The sequence below is a fragment of the Lentzea roselyniae genome (assembly GCF_039537795.1).
GTDB lineage: Bacteria > Actinomycetota > Actinomycetes > Mycobacteriales > Pseudonocardiaceae > Lentzea > Lentzea atacamensis.
Genome location: NZ_BAABBE010000006.1, coordinates 190359 through 209779 on the forward strand (window position 1 = coordinate 190359; position 19421 = coordinate 209779).

Consider the following 19421-nt stretch of genomic DNA (forward strand, 5'->3'; position numbering starts at 1 on the left):
CCGCCTGCCCGGTAGCCGCCGTCCCCGTGGAATCGTTGCGCCCGCTAACGGTGTTACGGGTTTGGCTCAACCTGTCTTGTCCGGCCCCGCGCCGGTCAGCGAAATGCGCAGGATCACCCGTTGCTCGCGTTCCATCGCGGCCCGGTAGTCGTTCCAGTCGTCGTGCTCGCCGGAGACCGTCCGGTAGTACTTCACCAGCAGATCCATCGCCTCCGGCAGCGGAATGATCGTCGCCGTCCCGTTGATCTGGATCCACCGCCCGAAGAAGCTGTCCGGCAGCACGCACAGCGCGACGTTCGGATCGCGCTGGACCTGCTTGGTCTTGTAGGCCGTTGCTCGCGTGGAGACGAGCACATCACCGTTGTCGTCCAGCGCGACGAGCACCGGTGACATCGCCGGCGTGCCGTCCGACTTCAACGCGCAGAACACCGCGCGGTGCTGACTGCGGAGCACTTCCCGTGCCTGGTCCAGGTCCATGGCCATCATCTTCGCGAGACGGGACGATGTTCGCATGCTCGCGCCGAACGACCCGAACTCCGTGAGCTGGCAGATGTACGCCGACCCGATGATGTGGGTCGCGGGAATCTCCAGCCTCTATCTGCAGTCGCTGCACCCGAAAGCGGTCGCGGGCGTCGTGCAGAACTCCAACTTCAAGACCGACCCGTTCGGACGGCTGCGGCGCACGGCGGACTTCGTGGGACTCGGCGTGTACGGCACCGACGAGGCCATTTCCGCTGCTGCGGCGCGGGTGCGCGCCACGCACCGCGAGCTGCGCGGGGTCGTGGACGGCAGGACGTTCCGGGTGGACGAGCCCGAGTTGCTGCTCTGGGTGCATTGCTCGGAGGTCTACAGCTTCGAGACCGTTCTCGACCGTGCCGGTTATGGGTTAACGGACCGGCAGAAGGACCGGTACTACGCAGAGCAACGGTTCGCGGCGACGCTCGTCGGCCTGCACGCCGACGAGGTACCTGGTTCGCGCCGCGAGATGGCGGAGTACTTCGAGGAAGTCCGGCCTGCTCTCGCCAGGACGCAGGACTCCGAGCTGATCTACAACTTCCTGCACGGCCCGGCCACGCAGGGTGTTCTCCGCCACGGCATGCCGATCTACAGGGTGCTGGTGGGGCACCTGGCGTACTCGGTGCTGCCCGATTGGGCAATAGATCTGCACGGTCACGCCCCGTACCGGAACGCGACCCTTCGGCTGCGGATGCTGCGCCGAACAGCCCTGCTCATCCCGCCTGGCCTGCGCCGTTTGGTTCCCCCTGGACACATCCGCCGAGCCATTGCGCGTGAGGGCCGGCATGTGACACCAAGTAAGGCTCGCCTGCCGTAGTTGTCACACATCACAGTCGATCATCGCCACAGGTACGTAGCATTGCGCACGAATATCGAACAACCCTCCGGAAGGCCTGTCGTGATCCGTCGTGCTGCGCTCCTGACCGCCGTAGCGGTGCTTGCCACCGCCTGTGGGAGCGGTGACACGAGCACAGTCATCGGACGTGCCGAGTCCGGCAAGCTGACCATCGGCATCCGCTACGACCAGCCGGGCATGAGTCAGAGGCGCCTCGACGGGCGGTATGTCGGCTTCGACGTCGACGTCGCCAAGTACGTCGCGAACGAGCTCGGCGTGCCGGAAAGCGGTATCACGTTCAAGGAGGCCCGCGGCGCCGCCCGCGAGTCGATGCTCGAGAACCGCGAGGCCGACCTGATCGTCGCCTCCTACTCGATCACCGACGCCCGCAAGGAGAAGGTCGCGTTCGCCGGGCCGTACTTCGAGACCGGCCAGGGCATGCTGGTCCGCTTCACCGAGCAGTCCATCCAGGGTCCGGAGACCCTGAACGGCCGCAAGCTGTGCTCGGTCAAGGGTTCCACGTCCGCGCAGAAGGTGAAGACCGACTACGCCCAGGGCGTGCAGATCGTCGAGTACGGCCAGTACTCCGACTGCGTCATCGCGCTGATGGCCGGCAACGTCGACGCCGTCACGACCGACGAGGTCATCCTGGCCGGGTTCGCCGCGGAGAACCCCGAGCTGCTGAAGCTCGTCGGCAAGACGTTCTCCAAGGAGCGCTACGGCATCGGCGTGGCCAAGGGTGACAACAAGTCGCGTGACGCCGTCAACGAGGCCATCGAGAAGATGATTTCGAGCGGTGAGTGGAAGCGGGCGCTGGAACGCAACGTCGGCCCGTCGGGCTACGAGATCCCAGCGCCGCCCCAGATCACGGAGAAGTCCTAGCCCCGGACCGCGGACTTGGCGGTCCAGGCCGCCCAGTCCAGCGTCCAGTCCCAGTAGTCGAGGTCCTGCTGCCCGAGCGGGATCGAGGACCCGACGACCTCGACCGGGTCGCCCGCGATCGTGAGATCGTAGAAGATCTTCGCGTTGGGGCCGGACAGGTTCGCGCAGCCGTGCGAGACGTTCTCCTTGCCCTGCGAGGGGATCGTCTTGTTGTTCTCGTGCACGAACTCGCCGTTCCCGGAGATCTGCACCGCCCACGTGACCCGGACGTTGTACCCGAAGACCTGGCTCACCATCGGCCGCTCGGCCCACTTCGCCTGCACCACGTGGATGCCGGACCGGCTGATCGTGCGCTGGTCGTTCTCCGCGCCGTACGACGCCGGGAAGTCGTGCAGCAGCACGTTGTCGCGGTAGATCTGGAACCGGTGCGTCTGCGTGTTGGCCTTCGCGACCAGCGCGCGATCCGCGATCTTGAACTTCACGTGCAGGTCGGCAGCACCGTAGGCGCCGCCCCCGAACGGCACCCCGTACACGTTGACGTCAACGGAAACCTCGGTGTTCGGCTTCCAGTACTCGCGCGGCCGCCAGTGCGCCTCGGTGTCGGACAGCCACGCCCACGCACCCTCGGTGGGCACCGAAGTCGTGACGGTCATGGCTTTCTGCACGGCGGCCTTGTCCTGCACCGGCGCGCTGAACGTCATCTTGATCGGCATCGCGATGCCGTAGGTCTCGTTGTCACCGACGTTCGCCGACACGTTCGTGAGCCGCTGCGGCTTGAGCGTGCGGAACGACCCGCTGACGGGCACCTCCGCGCCGTCCTCGCCCTTCGCCGACCCGGACCACGTGTAAACCTTGTCGTAGCCCAGGTCCTCGGTGGCGACCCACTTGCCGGCGGTCAGCTCCCCCTTGACCACCGTGCCGTTCGCGCCCGTGAGCTTGACGGCGGTCAGCGAACCTCCGGTCACGCCAACCTCGAACGGACCGGCCGGGCTGATCCCCTCGCCCGACGCGGGCGTCACGGTCAGCACCGCCTTCGCCTTGTTCTCCACGACCTGTGCAGCGGGCGACGCCGGAACGTCAGGCGTGGTGCTGCAGGCGGTCAACCCCAGTAGTAAAGCCAAAGCCAGTGGCCGGAACACGCTCTCTCCCCAAGATCCCCTCGGTCAACGCACAAGAGACGCGCAGGGGTACAGACACGTTGCATGGGAGAACGCGATCACCCACCCGGACCAGCGGTTTCCCCCTATTGAGGCACCGAACTGGCCAGTAATGACCTGTAGTGCTATGACGCATCACACGTTAGGCTGACCCGCGCAGGCCGTGGTTTCTGTGTTCGTGCTTCACACGCTCGCGGAACGACACGCGGGCGTGCTGTGCGCTCTCACCGAGCGAGCTGAACGCCCCCGGGACGGCCGGGGTTGCACGGTGCAGCCCCAAGCTTTCCTGCGATGGAGGCAGGTACATGGCACAGGGCACTGTCAAGTGGTTCAACTCCGAGAAGGGCTTCGGCTTCATCGCCCAGGACAACGGCGGCGCAGACGTCTTCGTCCACTACTCGGAGATCCAGGGTCAGGGCTTCCGCACCCTGGAAGAGAACCAGCGCGTGGAGTTCGAGGTCGGACAGGGCACCAAGGGTCCGCAGGCTCAGAACGTCCGTGCGATCTGATTCGCCGCAAATCTAGTCGCACGTGAGAAGGACCCTCGGCCGGGCTCGGCCGAGGGTCCTTCTTGGTTCACGGGCTTTCTAGTGGCCGCGCTGACGCGCTTCCCACTCCAGTCGCTGCATGACCCACTCCGTGGCGAGCGCCTGCGGGGACGTCTGGCGCTCCGCAGCGAGCTCCTTGAGCTGTTCGTTCGCCATGAGCTGCAGTCGCAGCTGGTAAACCTGCGCGTTGCCGAAGCCGGAGGCGGTGGTCTCGTTGTCCGAGTCCGGGGCCAGCGCTGCGAGGTAAGAGGTCAGCTCCTCGTCGGGCAACGTCTCCTGCGGTTCGTCCGCTGGGCGGTGACGGCCGGACTTGGAGCGTCCGAGGGATCCGATAGGCACCGGGACACGATAACGGTTCGGACACGGAAGCCAAACACCTGTGACCTGAGTCACCCCAACGTGTACCTGCGGCGCAACGTGGTGTCCGGGGGCTTGCCCCCGGCTGGGGTCTGGGGGCTCGGCCCCAGGAGACACCCGCAGCGTCAGGCGGCGAGGCGTCAGCCGAGCAGGCTGACGCAGAGCTGCGGAGGCCCCCGCGCCAGGGGGAGGAACGCGGGGGCCGGAGGGGATCTCCACAGGCGCTGACCGGGGGTGTGTCAGCTACTTCGGATTGTTGCACGCGCACAAGGCAATTGGGGAGAGGTCCCAGGGAGATTCTTAAGCTGCCGATGGACGGAATCCCCGTAGTCGCAAGCTGTTGGTAACAACGAACACGCTGCTGAAGGCCATCGCGGCCCCCGCGATCATGGGGTTCAGCAGCCCCAGCGCCGCGAGTGGAAGTCCAGCGACGTTGTAGGCGAACGCCCAGAAGAGATTCCCCTTGATCGTGCCCAAAGTCTTGCGGGACAAGCGAATTGCATCCGCTGCCACGCGCAGGTCGCCGCGCACGAGCGTCAGGTCGCTCGCCTCGATGGCGACGTCGGTGCCGGTTCCCATGGCCAGCCCCAGATCCGCGGCGGCGAGCGCCGGCGCGTCGTTCACGCCGTCGCCGACCATCGCGACAACTCGGCCCTGCGCCTGAAGATTCCGGATGGCGTCGACTTTGCCGGCCGGCAGGACGTCGGCGATGACCTCGTCGATGCCGACCTCGGCGGCCACGGAGGCGGCCACTTCGGCGTTGTCGCCGGTCAGCAGCACCGGACGCAGCCCCAGTTCGCGCAGCGAGCGAATCGCTTGTGCCGACGTGGGTTTCACGACGTCCGACACGACGACGAGTCCGACAACCTTGTCATCAAAGGAAACTGCGACGACCGTGCCCTGTGCAACCGCGGCCTCGGTCAATTCCATCGGAAGAGAAACGTTCCGCAACCGGCCGACGACAACGCGTCGACCTTCGACCACACCGCTGACGCCAACACCGTCCGTGGAAACGAAGTCCGACACCGGCAGGAGTTCCGGAACCTCGCGGACGATCGCCGCGGCGATCGGGTGCTCGGACGCGTTCTCGACGGCCGCAGCGAACCGCAGCACCTCCTCCCGCGACACGCCGTCCGCGGGGATCACGTCGACCAGCGTCAACCGGCCGGTCGTCACGGTGCCCGTCTTGTCCAGCACGACGGTGTCCACGCGCCGCGTCGACTCCAGCACCTCAGGACCCTTCACCAGGATCCCGAGCTGGGCGCCGCGCCCGGTGCCCACGAGCAACGCCGTCGGCGTCGCCAGCCCCAGCGCGCACGGGCACGCGATCACGAGCACGGCCACCGCCGTCGTCACCGCGAACTCCAGCGGCCGCCCGGCGAGCAGCCAGGCCCCGAACGCCACCAGTGCGATCACCACGACGACCGGGACGAAGACGGACGACACCCGGTCGGCCAGGCGCTGCACCTCGGCCTTGCCCGCCTGGGCCTGCTCCACGAGCCGCGCCATGCGGGCGAGCTGGGTGTCCGCGCCGACGGAGGTGGCGGAGACGACCAGCCGGCCGCCCGCGTTGACCGTGCCGCCGACGACCTGGTCGCCGGCGCCGACCTCGACCGGGACGGACTCGCCCGTGACCATCGAGCGGTCCACGGCCGAGCTGCCCTCGACCACTAGGCCGTCAGTGGCGATCCGCTCACCCGGACGGACCACGAACTGTTCGCCGACCTGGAGTGCCGCCACCGGGATCCGCGTCTCCACGCCGTCCCGCAGCACGGAGACGTCCTTGGCACCCAGAGCGAGCAGTGAGCGCAGGGCGGCACCCGCGCTGCGCTTCGACCTGGCCTCCAGCCAGCGCCCGAGCAGCAGGAACACGGTCACGCCGACCGCGACCTCCAGGTAGATGTCACCGGAGGTGGTGGGACGCGGCAGCAGGCTGAACTCGTGCCGCATGCCGATCATCCCGGCCTCGCCGAACACCAGCGCGTAGAGCGACCACAGGTACGAGACCGTGACGCCCATCGACACGAGGGTGTCCATCGTGCTGGCGCCGTGCCGTGCGTTGATGGCGGCCGCACGGTGGAACGGCCAGCCGCACACCCACACGACCACGCTGGCCAGCGCCAGCGACACCCACTGCCAGGTGGGGAACTGCAGTGCCGGGATCATCGAGAACGCGATCACCGGCACGCCGAGCGCCGCGGCGAGGCCGAACCTCAGCCGCAGCTCACCTGCCTCGTCATCATCGGGAGCCTCGGGTGCGGGCTCCTCGGCGTCGTAACCGGCCGCGCGCACGGTCGACACCAGGTCGTCCACGCGCAGGTTGTCCGGGAACTGGACGCTGGCCTTCTCGGTCGCGTAGTTCACCGTGGCGGAGACGCCGTCGAGCTTGTTCAGCTTGCGTTCGATGCGCCGCGCACACGAGGCGCAGGTCATGCCGCTGATGCTGAGCTCGACGTGGCGAGGCTCGGTCGTGGTCATCAGGCGACCTGGTACCCGGCCTCGGTGACGGCGGCGACGACCTCGGCGCGGTCCAGTTCGCGGTCGCTGGTCACGGTCACCGCGCCGGTCTCCAGGGTGACGTCGACGCCGGTGACGCCGGCGACCTCGCCCAGCTCCTCCTTGACCGAGCTGACGCAGTGGCCACAGGTCATGCCGGTGACGGTGTAGGTGGCAGTGACGGACATCGGGGTCCCTTCCTCTCTACGGGACACCGATCATACCCCCCTGGGGTAAAGCGTCTACTGAGGACCGTCGGGTTTCGGCTGGTCCAGGTTCTGGATGTCCTGTTCGATCTTGTTGACCAGGTCGTCGAGGCCTTCGAGCATCTTGTCGAGCTCGGCCATCCTGGAGCCGAACGCGGACTCGATGTCGGCGTCGATGGTGTCCAGGTTGATGCCGCTGATGGCCTTCAGGATCTCCTGCGGGTCGACCGCGGGCGGTATCTGTTCCGCGTTTTGGCCCTCTGCATCGGGGGAAGGCTCCGGCGTGGGATCAGTCATCGGTCCATCTTCCCTTGGCGAGATCCCCACGCGACAAGCACCGCACCTGTACGGAAAGTAACGCTCGGTGGCGGTTGAATCACTCTGCGGGGGGCTGCGGTCGTTGTCCCAGGTCGCTTAGCCTCGCGCCAACCTCAAGTCGGGGAGGGCACTCATGAGCGGGTCGCTGGAAGTACGGAAGTTCCTGTTCACACAAGACGACGGCATGTCGAGGCAGGGTGGGCCGAACGTGCCGGCCCAGCGCAGCGGAGAACCCTCGCGGATCTCCGACGATCAGGTCCACCGGGCCAGGCTCGCCGTCGCACGGAGCGCCCTCGGTACCGAGGATTGCAGGATGCTGCTTGACATGCTGGGCCTGTCACCGGGCGAGGACGGCGGTGCGCCTCCCGTGCAGCGGTGACGTGATGCGAACGCGGTTGCGGCCCTGACTCCAGACGCGCACCCCCCGGAGCGCGTCTGCAGAACAGGGCCGCATCTCGAAACATACCCACGGGTCTCTTTACCGGCAACGGCTAACCTTCACCCATGCCCCAGCAGGACCGGGCGTATGCGACCCGCGAGGCGATACTCCACGCCGCGGCGGAGGAGTTCGACCGGCTCGGCTACGAGCGCACGTCGCTGACCGCCGTGCTCGCTCGCGCCGGGCTCACCAAGGGCGCCTTCTACTTCCACTTCGCTTCCAAGGAAGCGGTCGCCAGTGCGTTGATCGACCGCCAGAGCGAGCTGTGGACGCAGGTCAGGGAGACGTGGCGGGCACGCGGTGTCGACCCGCTGAGCGCTCTGCACGGCATGTTCGCCGAGTCCGCCGACCGGATGGCGGCCGACGTCGTGCTGCGCGCGGGCGTCCGGCTCGCCGCCGATCGCGAGATCGGCTATCCGGGCGTGCCCTCCACGCACATCATGTGGGAGAAGCTGATCGCTTCGTACGTAGTGGAGGCGGGTGAGCGCGGGGATCTGCGTCCCGGCGTCGATCCTGACGCGGTGGCACGGACGTTGTGCGGTGCCGCCCTCGGTGCCCGGCTGATCTCGTCGGCGACGACGGCGTGTGCGGACTTCCCGGCTCGGATCCGCGAGGTTCTGGGCTACGTGCTGCCGTGCGTCGCGGCTCCCGAGTGGAAGTTGTCTGGATCACAAAACACCGCTGACGGGGTCACGGAGGCGTGAACAGGCATTTGTCGATCTGACCGCATCGGGACCGGAGGTGGTTTGGGCAGGTCAGGGCATAAGTGGGACCCCCGTTTTGGAGGTGCGTGGACCTATGCCATATGCTTACGATGCTTCCAGAGACCAGCTAGTCCCCATCATCTAGCGGCCTAGGATCCCGCCCTTTCAAGGCGGTCGCGCGGGTTCGAATCCCGTTGGGGGCACGTAGTACAGTAAGATCTGCAAGAGCAAGGCCCAGTGGCGCAGTTGGTTAGCGCGTCGCCCTGTCACGGCGAAGGTCGCGGGTTCGAGTCCCGTCTGGGTCGCTTCACTTTAAGTTTCATGGCCAGGTAGCTCAGTTGGTACGAGCGACCGCCTGAAAAGCGGTAGGTCGGCGGTTCGACCCCGCCCCTGGCCATCCCTTCTTAGCAGGAAAAACAGAAGGCCCCCGGTTCGCCGGGGGCCTTCTGGGTCTCAAACGGGGTCTCAGTTGTTGCCCCAGAGCAGTCCGCCAAGTTGGTCCGCGACAGTCCTCCGCAGCCCTGCCGTGATGTGCTGGTACCGCTTGGCCATCGAAGAGTTGGACCAGCCCATGAGGTCCATCACGATCCTTTCCGGTACACCGAGGACGAGAAGCACTGTCGCTGCCGTGTGGCGCGCGTCATGCAGGCGAGCTTCCCGGATTCCGGCCTCCTGCAACGCTTCCTTCCACTCTTCGAGGTCTGCGCGCGGGTCAATCGGCTTGCCGTTCGGCTGCGCGAACATCCACCCTTCGTCGTGCCACATGTCGCCGGCCGCTTCGCGTTCGGCTTGCTGCGCCTTCTCGTGTTCCAACAGCATGTTGTAGACCTGATCGACCAGCGCGAGGCCACGACGTCCAGCGCGTGACTTCACATCGACTTCCACCAAGCCGCCGCCGTGGCGCTGTGGGCACCACCGGGCGTGGCTCTTGCAGTCGGACGGGCAGGGCGGCGGACACGGCTTTCGCTTGTGGCGCTTACAGGTTTCCTTGCAGGGCGACACCTTGTGGTACTTCGCGCCGCACTCGGTGGGGCTCTCGCATCCGTGCTTCCATGTGTGCCGCTGAAGTCCCTTCCTGATCCGGAGAGCCTTCGCCTTGCGGTCCAGTCGCGTCCACTTGAGACCGATCGTTTCGCCCTGCCGGGTGCCGTGCACAAGCGCGATGATGAACCGCACACCGTTGCGCCGCTTGAGGCACGTCTTGATGAGTAGCTGCACCTCGTCTACTTCGAAAGGCTCTACCTCCTCCTCTTCCACGCGGGGAGGTGTCGCCAGTGCGGCAGCGTTCCGTTTGATGATGCCGCCACGGCGTTCGGCCTGTCCCCAAGCACGGCGGGCCGTCCGGTGGACCTGGTGAGCCGTAGCGGGTTTCCTGCCGTTCGCGATGATCCGCGCGTACAGCCGCTCGAAATGATCGGGCTCTACGTTGTCCATCCACTGACCACCCAGCGCGGGAATCAGGTGGTAGTACACGGCCGTTTCGTAGGCCTTGTAAGCCTTGTACTTGAGGGACGGTTTGGCGATGTTTTCCAACCAGTGAACCAACCAGGCTTCAACTCGCCAACGCTCGCCGGGCTTCCGAACGTTGCCGCTGTCCCGCTCGTTTTCGAGTTCGCGAACGCGGTCAATGACAGCACTCTCTGACTTCCGCTTGACGTGGCGTCGATCCGGCTTGCCGTTGTCGAGCGTGCCCATCGTGACGCGCCCGTGCCAGTAGCCGTCAGCCTCGCTGTAGTAGATGCTGGACGCGCCGTTGGGTGCGCGCGTTCCTTCCTTGCGCGGTTTGCGCGGCATTTGGATCTCCTGGGTTTGAATCAAGCGGCGTTCTGGCTACGGACAAGGCGTGCGGCGTAGGCGTCGACATGGTCTACGTGGACGCGGCGCAGCCGTCCGATTTGGACGGACTCGACTTCGCCGTCTCCGATGAGTGCGTACATGCGGGTCCGGCTGATGCCGAGGCGTTTGGCGGCCTCTTCGACCTTGAGCAACTTCGGTTCGGGCATCGCACGCCGCGTCGGCACCTGCGGAGGTTCCTCGTCTGGCCGCTCCGCGATCAGTTCGGCGAGTCGGCCAAGAAGCGCGTGGATTTCAGCGGCGCGCAGGGGCTGCCTCTCCCAAGCCATGACTAGTTCCTCCCCGTTGGTGCCGGACAGGTGGGACAGGAATTCATGAGGCTGTCCCGCCTTGTTTGCACTGGTCAGGTGGTGTGTGCGGACAGGTGGGACAGGTGGGACAGCTCCGATGAGGTGGCCGCTGTCCCACCTGGGGTCATAGCGGCGCGAAGTAGCGGCCGGTGGCGTCCTTGGTGAGCTGGCCGGCCTCGTTCATGCGGGCGCAGGTGCGGCGGACGAGACCCGCGTCGATGCCAGTTGCGGCGGCGATGTCGCGCGGCTGCGTGCCTGCGTGGTCTCGCAGGTAGCGCAGGATGGTGGCTCGCGTGTCGCCGATGGTGTGGTCGATCGCGGGGCCGTCGAGGATCGACCAGGCGCCGCAGCTCGGATCGAACGCGAGCGCGTGGTCTGCCTCTTCGACGTCGCGGCCGGTCACGTGAAGGACGCCGTCCGCGTTGTTGCGCGCGCGTTCGAGCACAAGCACGGCGTCCGCCGCACCGGCGATGCCGTTGGTGCCGGAAACGGTGGCCAGGAAGTCCTCATGCACGGCCTTGCGGACGTGGTGCACCAACACGACCGCGATGCCGTAGTGATCGGCGATGCGCTTCGCGCGGCCAACGGCGAGGTAGTCCGCGTCGTACTGCTGGACGTTGCCCGGTTCGCTGCCCCGGACCTTGGCGAACACGTCGATCACCACTAGCCGCGCTTTGCGGTTGCGGTCCAGCCACCGGGCGATAGCCGTGTCCCCGCCCTGCGGAAGCGGCGGGCAGCTCGTAGCGAGCGTGAGCGCGGGTGGCGCGGCACCGAGGCCGAGCATCTTTCCCATGCGGGTCTTGAGTCGACGCGGCGTGTCTTCCAACGCGAGGTAGAGCACCGGACCGGCGGCGACCTCGATCGAGCCGAACGCCGGACGCCCGGACGCGATCGACAACCCGAGGCCCAGCGACATCCACGACTTTCCGACCTTGGGCGGACCGGCGAGCAGCGTCACGCCCTCGCAGAGGACACCGGGTACGGCCCACTTCGGGTCTGGGAACTCTGCGGCCATGAGGCGGTCAGCGGTCCAGACCTCGCCGAACGGGTCGACCTCGACCGCCGCCGGCTGTTGCTGCGGCTCAGTCATGACGCGCTACCTCCTTGGTGGATGCGGATGGTGCGGATGCCGGCGCGTTCGGCGAGCTGTGCGCAGTGGACGGAGCCGCGCGAGTCCGGCCGCAGGAACGCCACACACAGGACGGCACCGAGGCGGACCATGTGCCTGTTGCGGATCGGACCGGCGGCCCTCTTGTGGCGGTCCCAGTCAGCGGGGTGTGCCTCGGTGGGCAGGCCCCACGACCGCCAGATGCCAGCAGCAATGCGGTCAGCACCACGGCAGTTGCCGTGTACGAGCACGGCAGTCGGGTAGAGCGCGCGGACCACGGCGAGCATCCGCCGAACGCGGTTGACGTCGGTCCAGCGTCGACTACCGGTGATGAGGATGCGGTGGCTCACGCGGCCCACCCACCAACGTGGGCATCCGGCGCGTGAAGAGTCGTGATGGCGGCTGCGCCCTGCTGTGGAACGACTCCGTTGCCGAGCAACCGCAACTGCTGGCTCCGGGAGAGGCCAGGTACGTCGGTGATCCAGCCGGGCGGAAGGCCCATCAGCCACTCAACGAAGCGTGGGCTCAGGACTCGATTGCTGGTGCGGCCGGACTCGGTGGGTTCAGGAGCCGGCTGTCCAAGAACCTGCTCCCACCGCCGGATGGCTGCCTCGAACGGTCCCCAGGCCGTTCCTGCACTAGCGCCCCGTGGAGACAGGTCGTGTCGCCACGCTGGTTCGGTCCCTTGCCGTCCCTCGCCGTTGGGGTTGGCAACAGATGCTCGACCTCGTCCGCCAAGGTCGGACCGTGCCCACCCGCTTTCCGCTTGTCCGGGTGCTGCGAGCCACCGTTCACCGCGAGCTGAGCAGTTGGCGTCTTCAGCAACGCCAAACCATCGCTCCCTGCGGTGGGGCGCACCGACATCCGAAGCGCGTATGCACGTCCACCGCAGGTCATACCTGACCTCGGCCAGGTCGGCGGCGACTCGGTCAAGTCCTCGAACAAGGAGGGCTGAGACGTTCTCCAACACGACGAGTCGAGGTCGAAGTACGCGAAGGGCGTCAACGACGTGCGACCAGAGTCCACTACGTGCTCCCGTGATTCCGGCACGCCGACCGGCGTGGCTGATGTCCTGGCAGGGGAAGCCAGCAGCCAACACGTCCACCGGACGCACGGCGGACCAGTCGATCTCACTGACGCTCCCGAGGTTCGGCACGTCGGCGTGATGGTGAGCGAGAACCCGGCAGGCCCCAGGGTCGATCTCGCTGTACCAGGCCAGCTCGCCTCCTATCGCGGACTGGACCGCCATCGTGAGTCCGCCGTAGCCCTCGAACAGGCCACCGATGCGCGCGTTCACGCGGCCACCTGCCGAGGCCGCTTCGCGCCTGCCTTGAGGCCGGACGTGATGGTGGCGTCCACCTTGTACTGACGGCGGCCAGGATCAACGGCGATATAGCCAGCCGCAGCGCGGGTCAGCGTCCCCCGGACCTCGTCCTCAGTGAGGCAGCCGCCGGCGGCGAGCTGGCCGAGGGCAACCGCGGCGAGGTACAGCGCTTCGTTGCGCGCACCGGCGGTGGCACCTTCGACGCGAGCGACCTCCGCAGCGATCGCGGCGTCTAGGTACTTGCTCCGTCGATCCCCGCTCGGCAGCCGGATCGGTGCGGCTGGCGCTGGTGGCGGAGCTGGCCGCAACCGGTCTGCGATCCACGCGAACAGTTCGACCACGGGCGCGGCCTCGGTGACCTCGTACGGTTTGCCGTTGACGATCGAGCCAGGCGCGACCACGTAGCCGCCGTGAGCGCGGGTGTCGATGTGCCAACCGAGGCGGCCAGCGGTGTTGCGGTACTCGACATCGGCCGGTGCGGTGAAGTACAGGTGCAAGCCGCCGGACGGCGTCGCCACGGTGAAGGTCTCGGTGGGCAGCGGTTGGCCTGCGTCCTCGGCGAGCAGCGCCAGCACTTCGAGCCCGTGCCGGATGCCCGCGAGGTCCTGTCCGTCCGGCGCCTGCTCGCCGGGCTTCACGACGTCCAGGTCGATCACGACCAGACCGGCGGGGCCAGTGGCGAGGCCGATGTTGTACGGGCCTGCGGTCCAGCCCCGGCGGATGCGTTCAGGGTCGGTGGTGGCGCGCTGCTCCCAGTTCTTCACTGCTGGAGCCTTGCCGCCGATGACGAGGGGGAAGACAGGCCAGCCGTGTCCGGCGACGTCCAGCGCGGCGGCGAGCATGAGGTTCGACATGGGTGTCTCCTGTGGATGGTGGTCAGCGGGAGCGGCGTGAGCGGTGGCGGTTGATCGCGTTCCACACGTGACGGCCTGCGCGCAGCTGAAGACCGTTGCCGTCGCAGCGCTTGCAGAGCCGAATGCCGCCGAACACGCCGGACGTGTGCCGCCCCATGCCCCTGCAGGCGCGGCACTTCCGGTAGGGGAACGCGGCGCAGCCGAGGACGTAGCCGCCCGCGACCAGCGCGAGCAGCCCACCGGCGAGCGGCGAGGCCTGCGGCCAGACGTCACTGAATGTGACGATCGTGAGAAGTCCGACGATGACGCGAGCGGGAGTGACGATGGGGGTCACGAGTGCCCTCCGAGGCGATTTCAGGGTGTGCGAGGCCAACGCCGCTAGGTACTAGGGCGCTGATCAGCGGGTATGTGAGTCGCTAGCGGGGGCGCTAGGTCTAGCGGGGTGGGGTGCTAGACCTAGCGCCGATCGGCGGCTAGCTCACCGACCGATCACGGTTACGCTCCGCAAGCATTTCGGTGATGTGGGCACGTTCGATGCCGCGCCGGTTTGCTCCCTTGGTGGCGCCGGGGGCAGTGCCCCAGACCTGTCCGGTGCTGATGCCGTAGGGCTTGAGCGCGGCGGACAGTGCAGTGGCCTTGCCGGTGCCGTCCAGCTCTGCCCACTGGCCGTAGACGGCCGGCCGCAGCTCCACCAGCCTGTCCACCACGGTCTCGGACCAGATCTTGGGTTCGTCGGCACCGATGACGCCCGCGATGTCGGCGAGCAGCGTGTCCGCCTGGCCGCCGCCGGACGGCGTGGCCTCCTCACCAGCGGCGTGACCGGTGATGGTTCCCGCAGCCTCGCGCAGCGCACGGGCACGGTCGGCCACACGGTCCGAGGCTGGTCCGTCCAGGTAGGACGAACGAACGATCTGCGGATCGTCCGCCGCGCCCACGAGGTAGCCGATCCCCTTGTCAGACTGGGTAAACATCGTCGCGCGGACACCGTTGCGGTAGGCGGACGTGCCCAACACCATGTCGTTCTCCACCTGTCCCATCACCCGCAGGCAGAACCGGATGCCAACGTTCGCGGACACGCCGGTGGGCAGGCTGTCCTTGTCCGGGCGCTGCGTGGCCAGGATGAGGATGATGCCCATGGCCGGGCCGCGCTTGATGATGGCCGTGGCCAGCTCGCCGGCCTCCTTGCCCAACGTGGGGTGGGAGAACAACTCCTGACACTCGTCAATGGAGAACGCCATCGGGTGCAGACCGAGCTTGCGGTTGCCCGCGAGCTGCGGCGTGACCTTGTTCTCCGGGCAGATGTCCTTGGGCAGCTTGGAAATCGTCTTGGCGCGACGCTCCAGTTCCTTGTAGACCTCGCGCAGCGACTCCACGCACGCGGTGATCGTGGCGTCATCGGCACCCGAGGCGTAGTGGTGCGCGACCTTCTCCAACGGCGACAGGTCACCGGTGCCCTTGAGCTCGAACACGCGCATCTCCACGCGCGGGTCCAGCGCGAGGGCCAGGAGCAGCACGCGCAGTGCGAACGTCTTGCCGTAGCGAGGCATCGCGCCGATGAGGATGTTCGCGAACATCAGCAGGATGGACACCTGACGGCCGCGCTGGTCGTTGCCGAACGGCAGCGGCTTGAACACGTCCGCCTCACCGCCCTTGAGCAGCGGCCATGCTGGCTGCTTGGCCTTGCTCATCGGCTGGTCGCCGACCCACAGCACAAGTCGACCAGCGTGTTCCTCGTTCGCGGGTTCGGGCCACACACAGCCCAGCGGGCGACGCAGACCCGAGGCGAGCCGGTCACGACGTTCGATGATGTCCGTGACCGTGACGCCGTAAGGGAGATCCACATCGGACCGCCAGCCGGGGCCATCGCGAACGATGGGGGCAGGGAAGGTGATCGCGGTGCCGCGCGTGGGGTTCATGGCGGCGATGCCCAGCGAGGACAGTGCCCTGACCACGATGTCGCTGGTGAGCTTGCTGACCTGCGTGGACACCACGGCCTGCGACATGAACGGCTTGTCCGCACGTCGACCGGTGACACCGAGCGCGGCCGTACCGACGGCCACGAGTGCCCACAGCGCCCAGCGTGCCCACGACGGCACTGGGTCGGGGAGCAGGAACCAGCCGATGAGCACACCGAGCAGGGCGGACCCGAGCAGCCCCCAGCGGACGCGGATGCGGGCGTTGCGCTCGTTCACGAGACGCAGGTACCCGGTGGCGTCCTCGTCCCGGACGGCGGCTGCACGCAGCGGACGCCCTTCCGAGTCGGTGAGCCAAGCCCACGCGCTGCTGATGAACCGTGCCAGACCACGCGGTGCCTGCGCGAGCAGCCGCCAGCCGTAGAGCGGCATCCGCAGTGTGTGGAACGCGGCGGTGTGCGCGTAGTGCTTGCAGGTCCACGCGGCGGTGGCGTTGAACTCGTCCCACGAACGCAGCCAGGGGGCGATCAGCGGACGGCGCTTCGCGCCGCGCAACCCTTCCCAGACCGGGAGACTGCGGCCGGTGTCCGGCTGGTCCACCATCACGATTTCGCCTTCGAGTACTTCACCGGCGGGTTCGTGAACGGGCAGGCGGCGCAGCGGGACGACGTTCGTGGGCGCCGGTGCGGGCGTGGTTTCGTGAACGGTGTCCCCGTCGGTGGGGGTGGTGTTCATGAACGGGTCCTCGGGTCCGTCGCCGTCCGGCGTGCCGACAAGGGTGGTGGTCGTGGTCTCGGACATCAGGCGGCCTCGCTTTCGGGCGCGACGTGCGGGGTGGTGTCGAGTTCGGCCTTGAGTTCGGCGGCGACCTTCGAGGACAGGCCACGCGAGCAGTTGGTGACCTCACGGACCCACGCTGGCGTTACTGTCACGTCCGGTGTCCATGCGGCACGCGCCTCGGCGAGGAAGTCAGCGGCCAACTTGCGCGCCTGCGGCTTGCGCCGGCGAGCCGGGGCCTTGCGCGCCGGGCGGCGCGGTGCCGCCTCGGCGGCGGTCACCGCGTGCAGAGCGGTGGCTTCCTCGTTTGCGATGGCAGGTGCTGCCTCGGTGTTCGCCGGCGTGTTCACCGCTGGCGCCTCGTTGATGGGCGTCGCTGGCACGACGGACGATGCGCGGATGAACGCGCGCTCCACGGCCTCGGTGAGCTTGTCGCGCAGGTCGGTCACGGCCTCGGCGGCGACGAACACCACGACCGGTGGAACGGAGTGGAGCAGAATGAGCGCGGCGTCCAGTGCGCCCCAGGCTGTCCAGGTGTTCATGAGGTAGGTGGCGGTGAGGGTGGTCCACTTCGCGCGGCGCACCCACACGCCGGTGTGGACCTGGTAGCGGGCGGTGATCTGCTCCGCGCGGAGGATGGCGATCAGGACCAGCGAAACCATCGGGTCCAGCAGCCACGCGGCGGTCCAGGGCAGCGACCACGGCGCGGCGTCGCGGGCGGCGAAGTGCTGGACGTTGGTCATCGTGAACGCCAACCCGAGGATGATGCCGGTCCAGGTCAGCCGGTCCACCTGGGTGCGGATGCGCTCCACACGCAGCGCCACGACGTCGGGGTGGGTCTGGTAGGCGCGCAGCTGCGCGGCCTCGGACGCGTCGCGGACCAGTCGGTCCGCCTTGCTCACGGTCGGGGTGCTCACTGGTGGACCTCCTTGCGCCCGGCCGAACCGGTAGTGGCCGGCGCGGTGCGGTGGCCGTTGACAGGCAGCACCTTCGAGACGGCGTAGGCGGCGAGCAGCGCCGGGACCGCCAGGGCGACGAACTGAGTGGTCGTGTCCTCGGTGCTGGTGATTAGCACCCACTCAAGGCCGATGATCGCTCCGGCGGTGAGCAGCAGCTTCCACAGTGCGAGCACGGCGAGCACGGCGAGCGCCAGGCCGATCAGCAGGACGGGGGTGGGAACGGCGGTCATCGCTGCACCTCCCCGAGCGGCACGGGACGGAGGCCGGACGGCCACGGCGCGTTCCTGATCGCCTCTCCAGACTTCGTGCACCACTCCTGCGCGGCCTCGATGGCCTCCGGGGTGTTGGGCTCCACGTTGAAAGCGACGTCGTTCTCGTCGCAGCTCGCGGAGAACTCCACTACCGGTCCCGGTTCAGTGCCGTCCTCCGGAAGCGGTTCGCAGCCCGCGAGCAGCACGGCGGCCAGCGTGGCCACGGCGGCACGGCGAATCGTTGAGGCGTTCGTGGTCATCGCTGGTTCTCCTTGTCTCGCAAGGCGTTGGCGTTCTGCTTCGCGGTGCGCGCGAACGCGCGCGCCTGGTCGCGGTCGGGGTGGTTCGGGTCGTGGATGATCGGCTGGAGGAGGTCGACCTTGAGGTCGAACCACGCGATCAGCTCCGGGACGGGCGCGCCGGCGGATGGCGTCCGCTCCGCCCAATCGGCAAGCACTTCCGGCAACGACGGCCGGGCGGCCGTGTCGTCACGGTCAGGGGTGGTGGACACTGGTGTGGCCTTTCGGTCTGTTGATCGTTGGGTGGGTGAACCCGGACCGGTGGGGTGTCTGGCCGGACGGCCACCGGTTCGGGGCGCGGTCATCACGCGGCCTCCGCTGACTCGGCCTCCAAGCACGTCCAGCACTGCCGAGTGCTGGTCGGCACGACGTAGAGGCGGTCACGACCGCAGTCGACACAGATGCGGCGCGCGAGGTTGGCTTTCGCCAGCGCGGTCCACTTGGCCGGGGTCATCGGCCGGACCGGAGCGGCCGTCTCGATCAGGTACAGGGACGCGAACGAGACCTTCTTGGACGAGTTGTGCCGCACGTACAGCACGGCAACCGGGTCATTTCCGTTGGGGCGCAAGCCCATTGCCCGCAACTGTCGGAACGTGGCCAGCTTGTCGCGCGGCGCACAGCCGTATGACAGCAGCGGCAAACCGTCGTGCAATCCACGTGTCCACTGCGGACCGTCCGCCCACGGCACGGGCGTGAGCACCCACGGGAACGTCTTGCCAGCCATCACGCCACCGCCTCACGGGCGATGCGGCATGCCTCCGCGATGGCCTCACATGCCAACTCGCGTGCACGACGTGATTCGACGGCTTGAGCGTCGCTCGCGTCCGCAACGTCGATCAGCAATTCGGAGTGGTCGAACCACCACTCACACCGATCGGCAGCGGGCGCTGACGGCGACGGTTGCGTCATCTGGTGTGCCATCGCGGCCGACAACGCGGCGAAGTAGGTACTCATCAGGCTGCCTCCGTCCTGGCCGGAACGGAGACGGCGTGAACGCGCAGAACGCGCACGGTGCCGACCAGCGTGCGGCGCGTGGTCCGACGCCTACGGCGCTTGACCGCAGGCTCACCACCCAGCAGCTCCGGTGCCACTCCCAACTCGCCGGCGACCTCGTTGATCAACGCCTCAATCGCGGCCTCGTCCAGGCCGTCGGGGTAGTTCGGCGCTTCGTCGTGCGGTCCCATCGGGACTCCCTTCGGATCGGATGCGCTCAAGTGAACGCTCAAACGAGTGCTCACGCAAGAGGGTGTTGGGAACGCGGGGCAACCCGCGAGCGTTGGGGAAACTGGATGTAGGGCCAGATCGCGGTAGGATTTCCGCAGGTGAGAGGCCTA

Annotated in this window: 26 protein-coding genes and 3 tRNA genes; 8 read left to right on the forward strand and 21 right to left on the reverse strand. The window is 67.6% G+C overall.

The genetic code is table 11. The features are described from left to right. Positions 1-66: 66 nt before the first annotated feature. Entirely contained in the window at positions 67-513 is a 447-nt protein-coding gene (locus tag ABFX45_RS12850; RefSeq protein WP_233442037.1) for a PPOX class F420-dependent oxidoreductase, read from the reverse strand. Between ABFX45_RS12850 and ABFX45_RS12855 the strand changes: the two genes are divergently transcribed. Further along, positions 512-1333, forward strand: a complete 822-nt coding sequence (locus tag ABFX45_RS12855) for an oxygenase MpaB family protein (RefSeq protein ID WP_346129883.1) — start codon at positions 512-514, stop codon at positions 1331-1333. The two genes, ABFX45_RS12850 and ABFX45_RS12855, sit on opposite strands and share 2 nt — an antisense overlap. Positions 1334-1417: 84 nt before the next feature. Next, positions 1418-2233 (forward strand): glutamate ABC transporter substrate-binding protein, encoded by an 816-nt coding sequence (locus tag ABFX45_RS12860; RefSeq protein WP_109632850.1) that lies wholly within the window; start codon positions 1418-1420, stop codon positions 2231-2233. On the opposite strand, the gene ABFX45_RS12865 is transcribed toward ABFX45_RS12860, so the two are convergent. Further along, on the reverse strand, positions 2230-3372 hold the full coding sequence (locus tag ABFX45_RS12865) for a L,D-transpeptidase (RefSeq protein ID WP_346129885.1): 1143 nt from the start codon (positions 3370-3372) through the stop codon (positions 2230-2232). The genes ABFX45_RS12860 and ABFX45_RS12865 overlap by 4 nt on opposite strands. A 323-nt stretch (positions 3373-3695) precedes the next feature. Here ABFX45_RS12865 and ABFX45_RS12870 point away from each other — a divergent pair, with 323 nt between their 5' ends. Beyond that, positions 3696-3899: a cold-shock protein gene (locus ABFX45_RS12870; protein WP_030473173.1), complete on the forward strand. Its 204-nt coding sequence runs from the start codon at positions 3696-3698 to the stop codon at positions 3897-3899. 78 nt (positions 3900-3977) lie between these two features. Here the strand turns inward: ABFX45_RS12870 and ABFX45_RS12875 are convergent, their stop codons facing one another. The 4 genes from ABFX45_RS12875 to ABFX45_RS12890 form a co-directional block, all read right to left on the reverse strand. Then, a complete protein-coding gene (locus ABFX45_RS12875) occupies positions 3978-4277 on the reverse strand; it encodes a hypothetical protein (protein ID WP_109629158.1) in 300 nt (99 codons plus the stop codon). 318 nt (positions 4278-4595) lie between these two features. After that, positions 4596-6773: a heavy metal translocating P-type ATPase gene (locus tag ABFX45_RS12880; RefSeq protein ID WP_109629156.1), complete on the reverse strand. Its 2178-nt coding sequence runs from the start codon at positions 6771-6773 to the stop codon at positions 4596-4598. Beyond that, positions 6773-6979: a heavy-metal-associated domain-containing protein gene (locus ABFX45_RS12885; protein WP_109629154.1), complete on the reverse strand. Its 207-nt coding sequence runs from the start codon at positions 6977-6979 to the stop codon at positions 6773-6775. Before ABFX45_RS12885 ends, ABFX45_RS12880 begins: the two co-directional genes overlap by 1 nt. 54 nt (positions 6980-7033) lie before the next feature. After that, positions 7034-7294 (reverse strand): hypothetical protein, encoded by a 261-nt coding sequence (locus ABFX45_RS12890; protein ID WP_109629151.1) that lies wholly within the window; start codon positions 7292-7294, stop codon positions 7034-7036. 154 nt (positions 7295-7448) lie between these two features. Here ABFX45_RS12890 and ABFX45_RS12895 point away from each other — a divergent pair, with 154 nt between their 5' ends. The 5 genes from ABFX45_RS12895 (at position 7449) to ABFX45_RS12915 (ending at position 8855) form a co-directional block, all read left to right on the forward strand. Beyond that, the gene (locus ABFX45_RS12895; protein WP_109629149.1) at positions 7449-7694 is read left to right on the forward strand and encodes a hypothetical protein; all 246 of its coding nucleotides are present in this window, start codon (positions 7449-7451) and stop codon (positions 7692-7694) included. A 125-nt stretch (positions 7695-7819) separates the two neighbouring features. Next, positions 7820-8458, forward strand: coding sequence for a ScbR family autoregulator-binding transcription factor (locus ABFX45_RS12900; protein WP_346129890.1), 639 nt, complete (start codon positions 7820-7822; stop codon positions 8456-8458). A 130-nt stretch (positions 8459-8588) separates the two neighbouring features. Continuing rightward, positions 8589-8661, forward strand: a tRNA-Glu gene (locus ABFX45_RS12905). A 28-nt stretch (positions 8662-8689) separates the two neighbouring features. Further along, positions 8690-8763 (forward strand) — tRNA-Asp (locus ABFX45_RS12910). An 18-nt stretch (positions 8764-8781) separates the two neighbouring features. Next, positions 8782-8855: transfer RNA gene (locus ABFX45_RS12915), tRNA-Phe, on the forward strand. Positions 8856-8923: 68 nt separating this feature from the next. Here ABFX45_RS12915 and ABFX45_RS12920 read toward each other — a convergent pair. The 15 genes from ABFX45_RS12920 to ABFX45_RS12990 all read right to left on the reverse strand — a co-directional run bounded on the left by ABFX45_RS12920 (position 8924) and on the right by ABFX45_RS12990 (position 19271). After that, a complete protein-coding gene (locus ABFX45_RS12920) occupies positions 8924-10252 on the reverse strand; it encodes a tyrosine-type recombinase/integrase (protein ID WP_346129892.1) in 1329 nt (442 codons plus the stop codon). 20 nt (positions 10253-10272) lie between these two features. Beyond that, positions 10273-10581 (reverse strand): helix-turn-helix domain-containing protein, encoded by a 309-nt coding sequence (locus tag ABFX45_RS12925; protein ID WP_346129894.1) that lies wholly within the window; start codon positions 10579-10581, stop codon positions 10273-10275. A gap of 145 nt (positions 10582-10726) precedes the next feature. Then, a complete protein-coding gene (locus ABFX45_RS12930) occupies positions 10727-11692 on the reverse strand; it encodes an AAA family ATPase (RefSeq protein ID WP_346129896.1) in 966 nt (321 codons plus the stop codon). Next, a complete protein-coding gene (locus ABFX45_RS12935; protein ID WP_346129898.1) occupies positions 11689-12060 on the reverse strand; it encodes a DUF2493 domain-containing protein in 372 nt (123 codons plus the stop codon). The genes ABFX45_RS12930 and ABFX45_RS12935 overlap by 4 nt, the downstream gene beginning before the upstream one ends. Next, on the reverse strand, positions 12057-13007 hold the full coding sequence (locus tag ABFX45_RS12940) for a DNA cytosine methyltransferase (RefSeq protein ID WP_346129900.1): 951 nt from the start codon (positions 13005-13007) through the stop codon (positions 12057-12059). The genes ABFX45_RS12935 and ABFX45_RS12940 overlap by 4 nt, the downstream gene beginning before the upstream one ends. After that, entirely contained in the window at positions 13004-13888 is an 885-nt protein-coding gene (locus ABFX45_RS12945) for a bifunctional DNA primase/polymerase (RefSeq protein WP_346129901.1), read from the reverse strand. The genes ABFX45_RS12940 and ABFX45_RS12945 overlap by 4 nt, the downstream gene beginning before the upstream one ends. A 22-nt stretch (positions 13889-13910) precedes the next feature. Beyond that, positions 13911-14222: a hypothetical protein gene (locus ABFX45_RS12950; RefSeq protein WP_346129903.1), complete on the reverse strand. Its 312-nt coding sequence runs from the start codon at positions 14220-14222 to the stop codon at positions 13911-13913. A 139-nt stretch (positions 14223-14361) separates the two neighbouring features. Further along, positions 14362-16602, reverse strand: a complete 2241-nt coding sequence (locus ABFX45_RS12955; RefSeq protein ID WP_346129905.1) for an FtsK/SpoIIIE domain-containing protein — start codon at positions 16600-16602, stop codon at positions 14362-14364. Next, a complete protein-coding gene (locus ABFX45_RS12960; RefSeq protein WP_346129907.1) occupies positions 16602-17495 on the reverse strand; it encodes a hypothetical protein in 894 nt (297 codons plus the stop codon). Before ABFX45_RS12960 ends, ABFX45_RS12955 begins: the two co-directional genes overlap by 1 nt. After that, a complete protein-coding gene (locus tag ABFX45_RS12965; protein ID WP_346129909.1) occupies positions 17492-17767 on the reverse strand; it encodes a hypothetical protein in 276 nt (91 codons plus the stop codon). The genes ABFX45_RS12960 and ABFX45_RS12965 overlap by 4 nt, the downstream gene beginning before the upstream one ends. Further along, complete coding sequence (locus tag ABFX45_RS12970) at positions 17764-18048, reverse strand: hypothetical protein (RefSeq protein WP_346129911.1); 285 nt, start codon at positions 18046-18048, stop codon at positions 17764-17766. The genes ABFX45_RS12965 and ABFX45_RS12970 overlap by 4 nt, the downstream gene beginning before the upstream one ends. After that, on the reverse strand, positions 18045-18299 hold the full coding sequence (locus ABFX45_RS12975; RefSeq protein WP_346129913.1) for a hypothetical protein: 255 nt from the start codon (positions 18297-18299) through the stop codon (positions 18045-18047). Before ABFX45_RS12975 ends, ABFX45_RS12970 begins: the two co-directional genes overlap by 4 nt. 92 nt (positions 18300-18391) lie before the next feature. After that, positions 18392-18811, reverse strand: coding sequence for an RRQRL motif-containing zinc-binding protein (locus tag ABFX45_RS12980; protein ID WP_346129915.1), 420 nt, complete (start codon positions 18809-18811; stop codon positions 18392-18394). Beyond that, a complete protein-coding gene (locus ABFX45_RS12985; protein WP_346129917.1) occupies positions 18811-19041 on the reverse strand; it encodes a hypothetical protein in 231 nt (76 codons plus the stop codon). The genes ABFX45_RS12980 and ABFX45_RS12985 overlap by 1 nt, the downstream gene beginning before the upstream one ends. Next, the gene (locus ABFX45_RS12990; protein ID WP_346129919.1) at positions 19041-19271 is read right to left on the reverse strand and encodes a hypothetical protein; all 231 of its coding nucleotides are present in this window, start codon (positions 19269-19271) and stop codon (positions 19041-19043) included. The genes ABFX45_RS12985 and ABFX45_RS12990 overlap by 1 nt, the downstream gene beginning before the upstream one ends. Positions 19272-19421: the final 150 nt, after the last annotated feature.

Excerpts from the sequence above, each read along its gene's own strand:
- ABFX45_RS12900 (WP_346129890.1), top strand. The coding sequence starts at position 7,820 with ATGCCCCAGCAGGACCGGGCGTATGCGACCCGCGAGGCGATACTCCAC.
- ABFX45_RS12850 (WP_233442037.1), bottom strand. The coding sequence starts at position 513 with ATGCGAACATCGTCCCGTCTCGCGAAGATGATGGCCATGGACCTGGAC.
- ABFX45_RS12990 (WP_346129919.1), bottom strand. The coding sequence starts at position 19,271 with ATGGGACCGCACGACGAAGCGCCGAACTACCCCGACGGCCTGGACGAG.
- ABFX45_RS12965 (WP_346129909.1), bottom strand. The coding sequence starts at position 17,767 with ATGACCGCCGTTCCCACCCCCGTCCTGCTGATCGGCCTGGCGCTCGCC.
- ABFX45_RS12870 (WP_030473173.1), top strand. The coding sequence starts at position 3,696 with ATGGCACAGGGCACTGTCAAGTGGTTCAACTCCGAGAAGGGCTTCGGC.
- ABFX45_RS12895 (WP_109629149.1), top strand. The coding sequence starts at position 7,449 with ATGAGCGGGTCGCTGGAAGTACGGAAGTTCCTGTTCACACAAGACGAC.
- ABFX45_RS12855 (WP_346129883.1), top strand. The coding sequence starts at position 512 with ATGCTCGCGCCGAACGACCCGAACTCCGTGAGCTGGCAGATGTACGCC.
- ABFX45_RS12985 (WP_346129917.1), bottom strand. The coding sequence starts at position 19,041 with ATGAGTACCTACTTCGCCGCGTTGTCGGCCGCGATGGCACACCAGATG.
- ABFX45_RS12925 (WP_346129894.1), bottom strand. The coding sequence starts at position 10,581 with ATGGCTTGGGAGAGGCAGCCCCTGCGCGCCGCTGAAATCCACGCGCTT.
- ABFX45_RS12955 (WP_346129905.1), bottom strand. The coding sequence starts at position 16,602 with ATGTCCGAGACCACGACCACCACCCTTGTCGGCACGCCGGACGGCGAC.
- ABFX45_RS12970 (WP_346129911.1), bottom strand. The coding sequence starts at position 18,048 with ATGACCACGAACGCCTCAACGATTCGCCGTGCCGCCGTGGCCACGCTG.
- ABFX45_RS12920 (WP_346129892.1), bottom strand. The coding sequence starts at position 10,252 with ATGCCGCGCAAACCGCGCAAGGAAGGAACGCGCGCACCCAACGGCGCG.
- ABFX45_RS12885 (WP_109629154.1), bottom strand. The coding sequence starts at position 6,979 with ATGTCCGTCACTGCCACCTACACCGTCACCGGCATGACCTGTGGCCAC.
- ABFX45_RS12930 (WP_346129896.1), bottom strand. The coding sequence starts at position 11,692 with ATGACTGAGCCGCAGCAACAGCCGGCGGCGGTCGAGGTCGACCCGTTC.
- ABFX45_RS12980 (WP_346129915.1), bottom strand. The coding sequence starts at position 18,811 with ATGGCTGGCAAGACGTTCCCGTGGGTGCTCACGCCCGTGCCGTGGGCG.
- ABFX45_RS12880 (WP_109629156.1), bottom strand. The coding sequence starts at position 6,773 with ATGACCACGACCGAGCCTCGCCACGTCGAGCTCAGCATCAGCGGCATG.
- ABFX45_RS12890 (WP_109629151.1), bottom strand. The coding sequence starts at position 7,294 with ATGACTGATCCCACGCCGGAGCCTTCCCCCGATGCAGAGGGCCAAAAC.
- ABFX45_RS12945 (WP_346129901.1), bottom strand. The coding sequence starts at position 13,888 with ATGTCGAACCTCATGCTCGCCGCCGCGCTGGACGTCGCCGGACACGGC.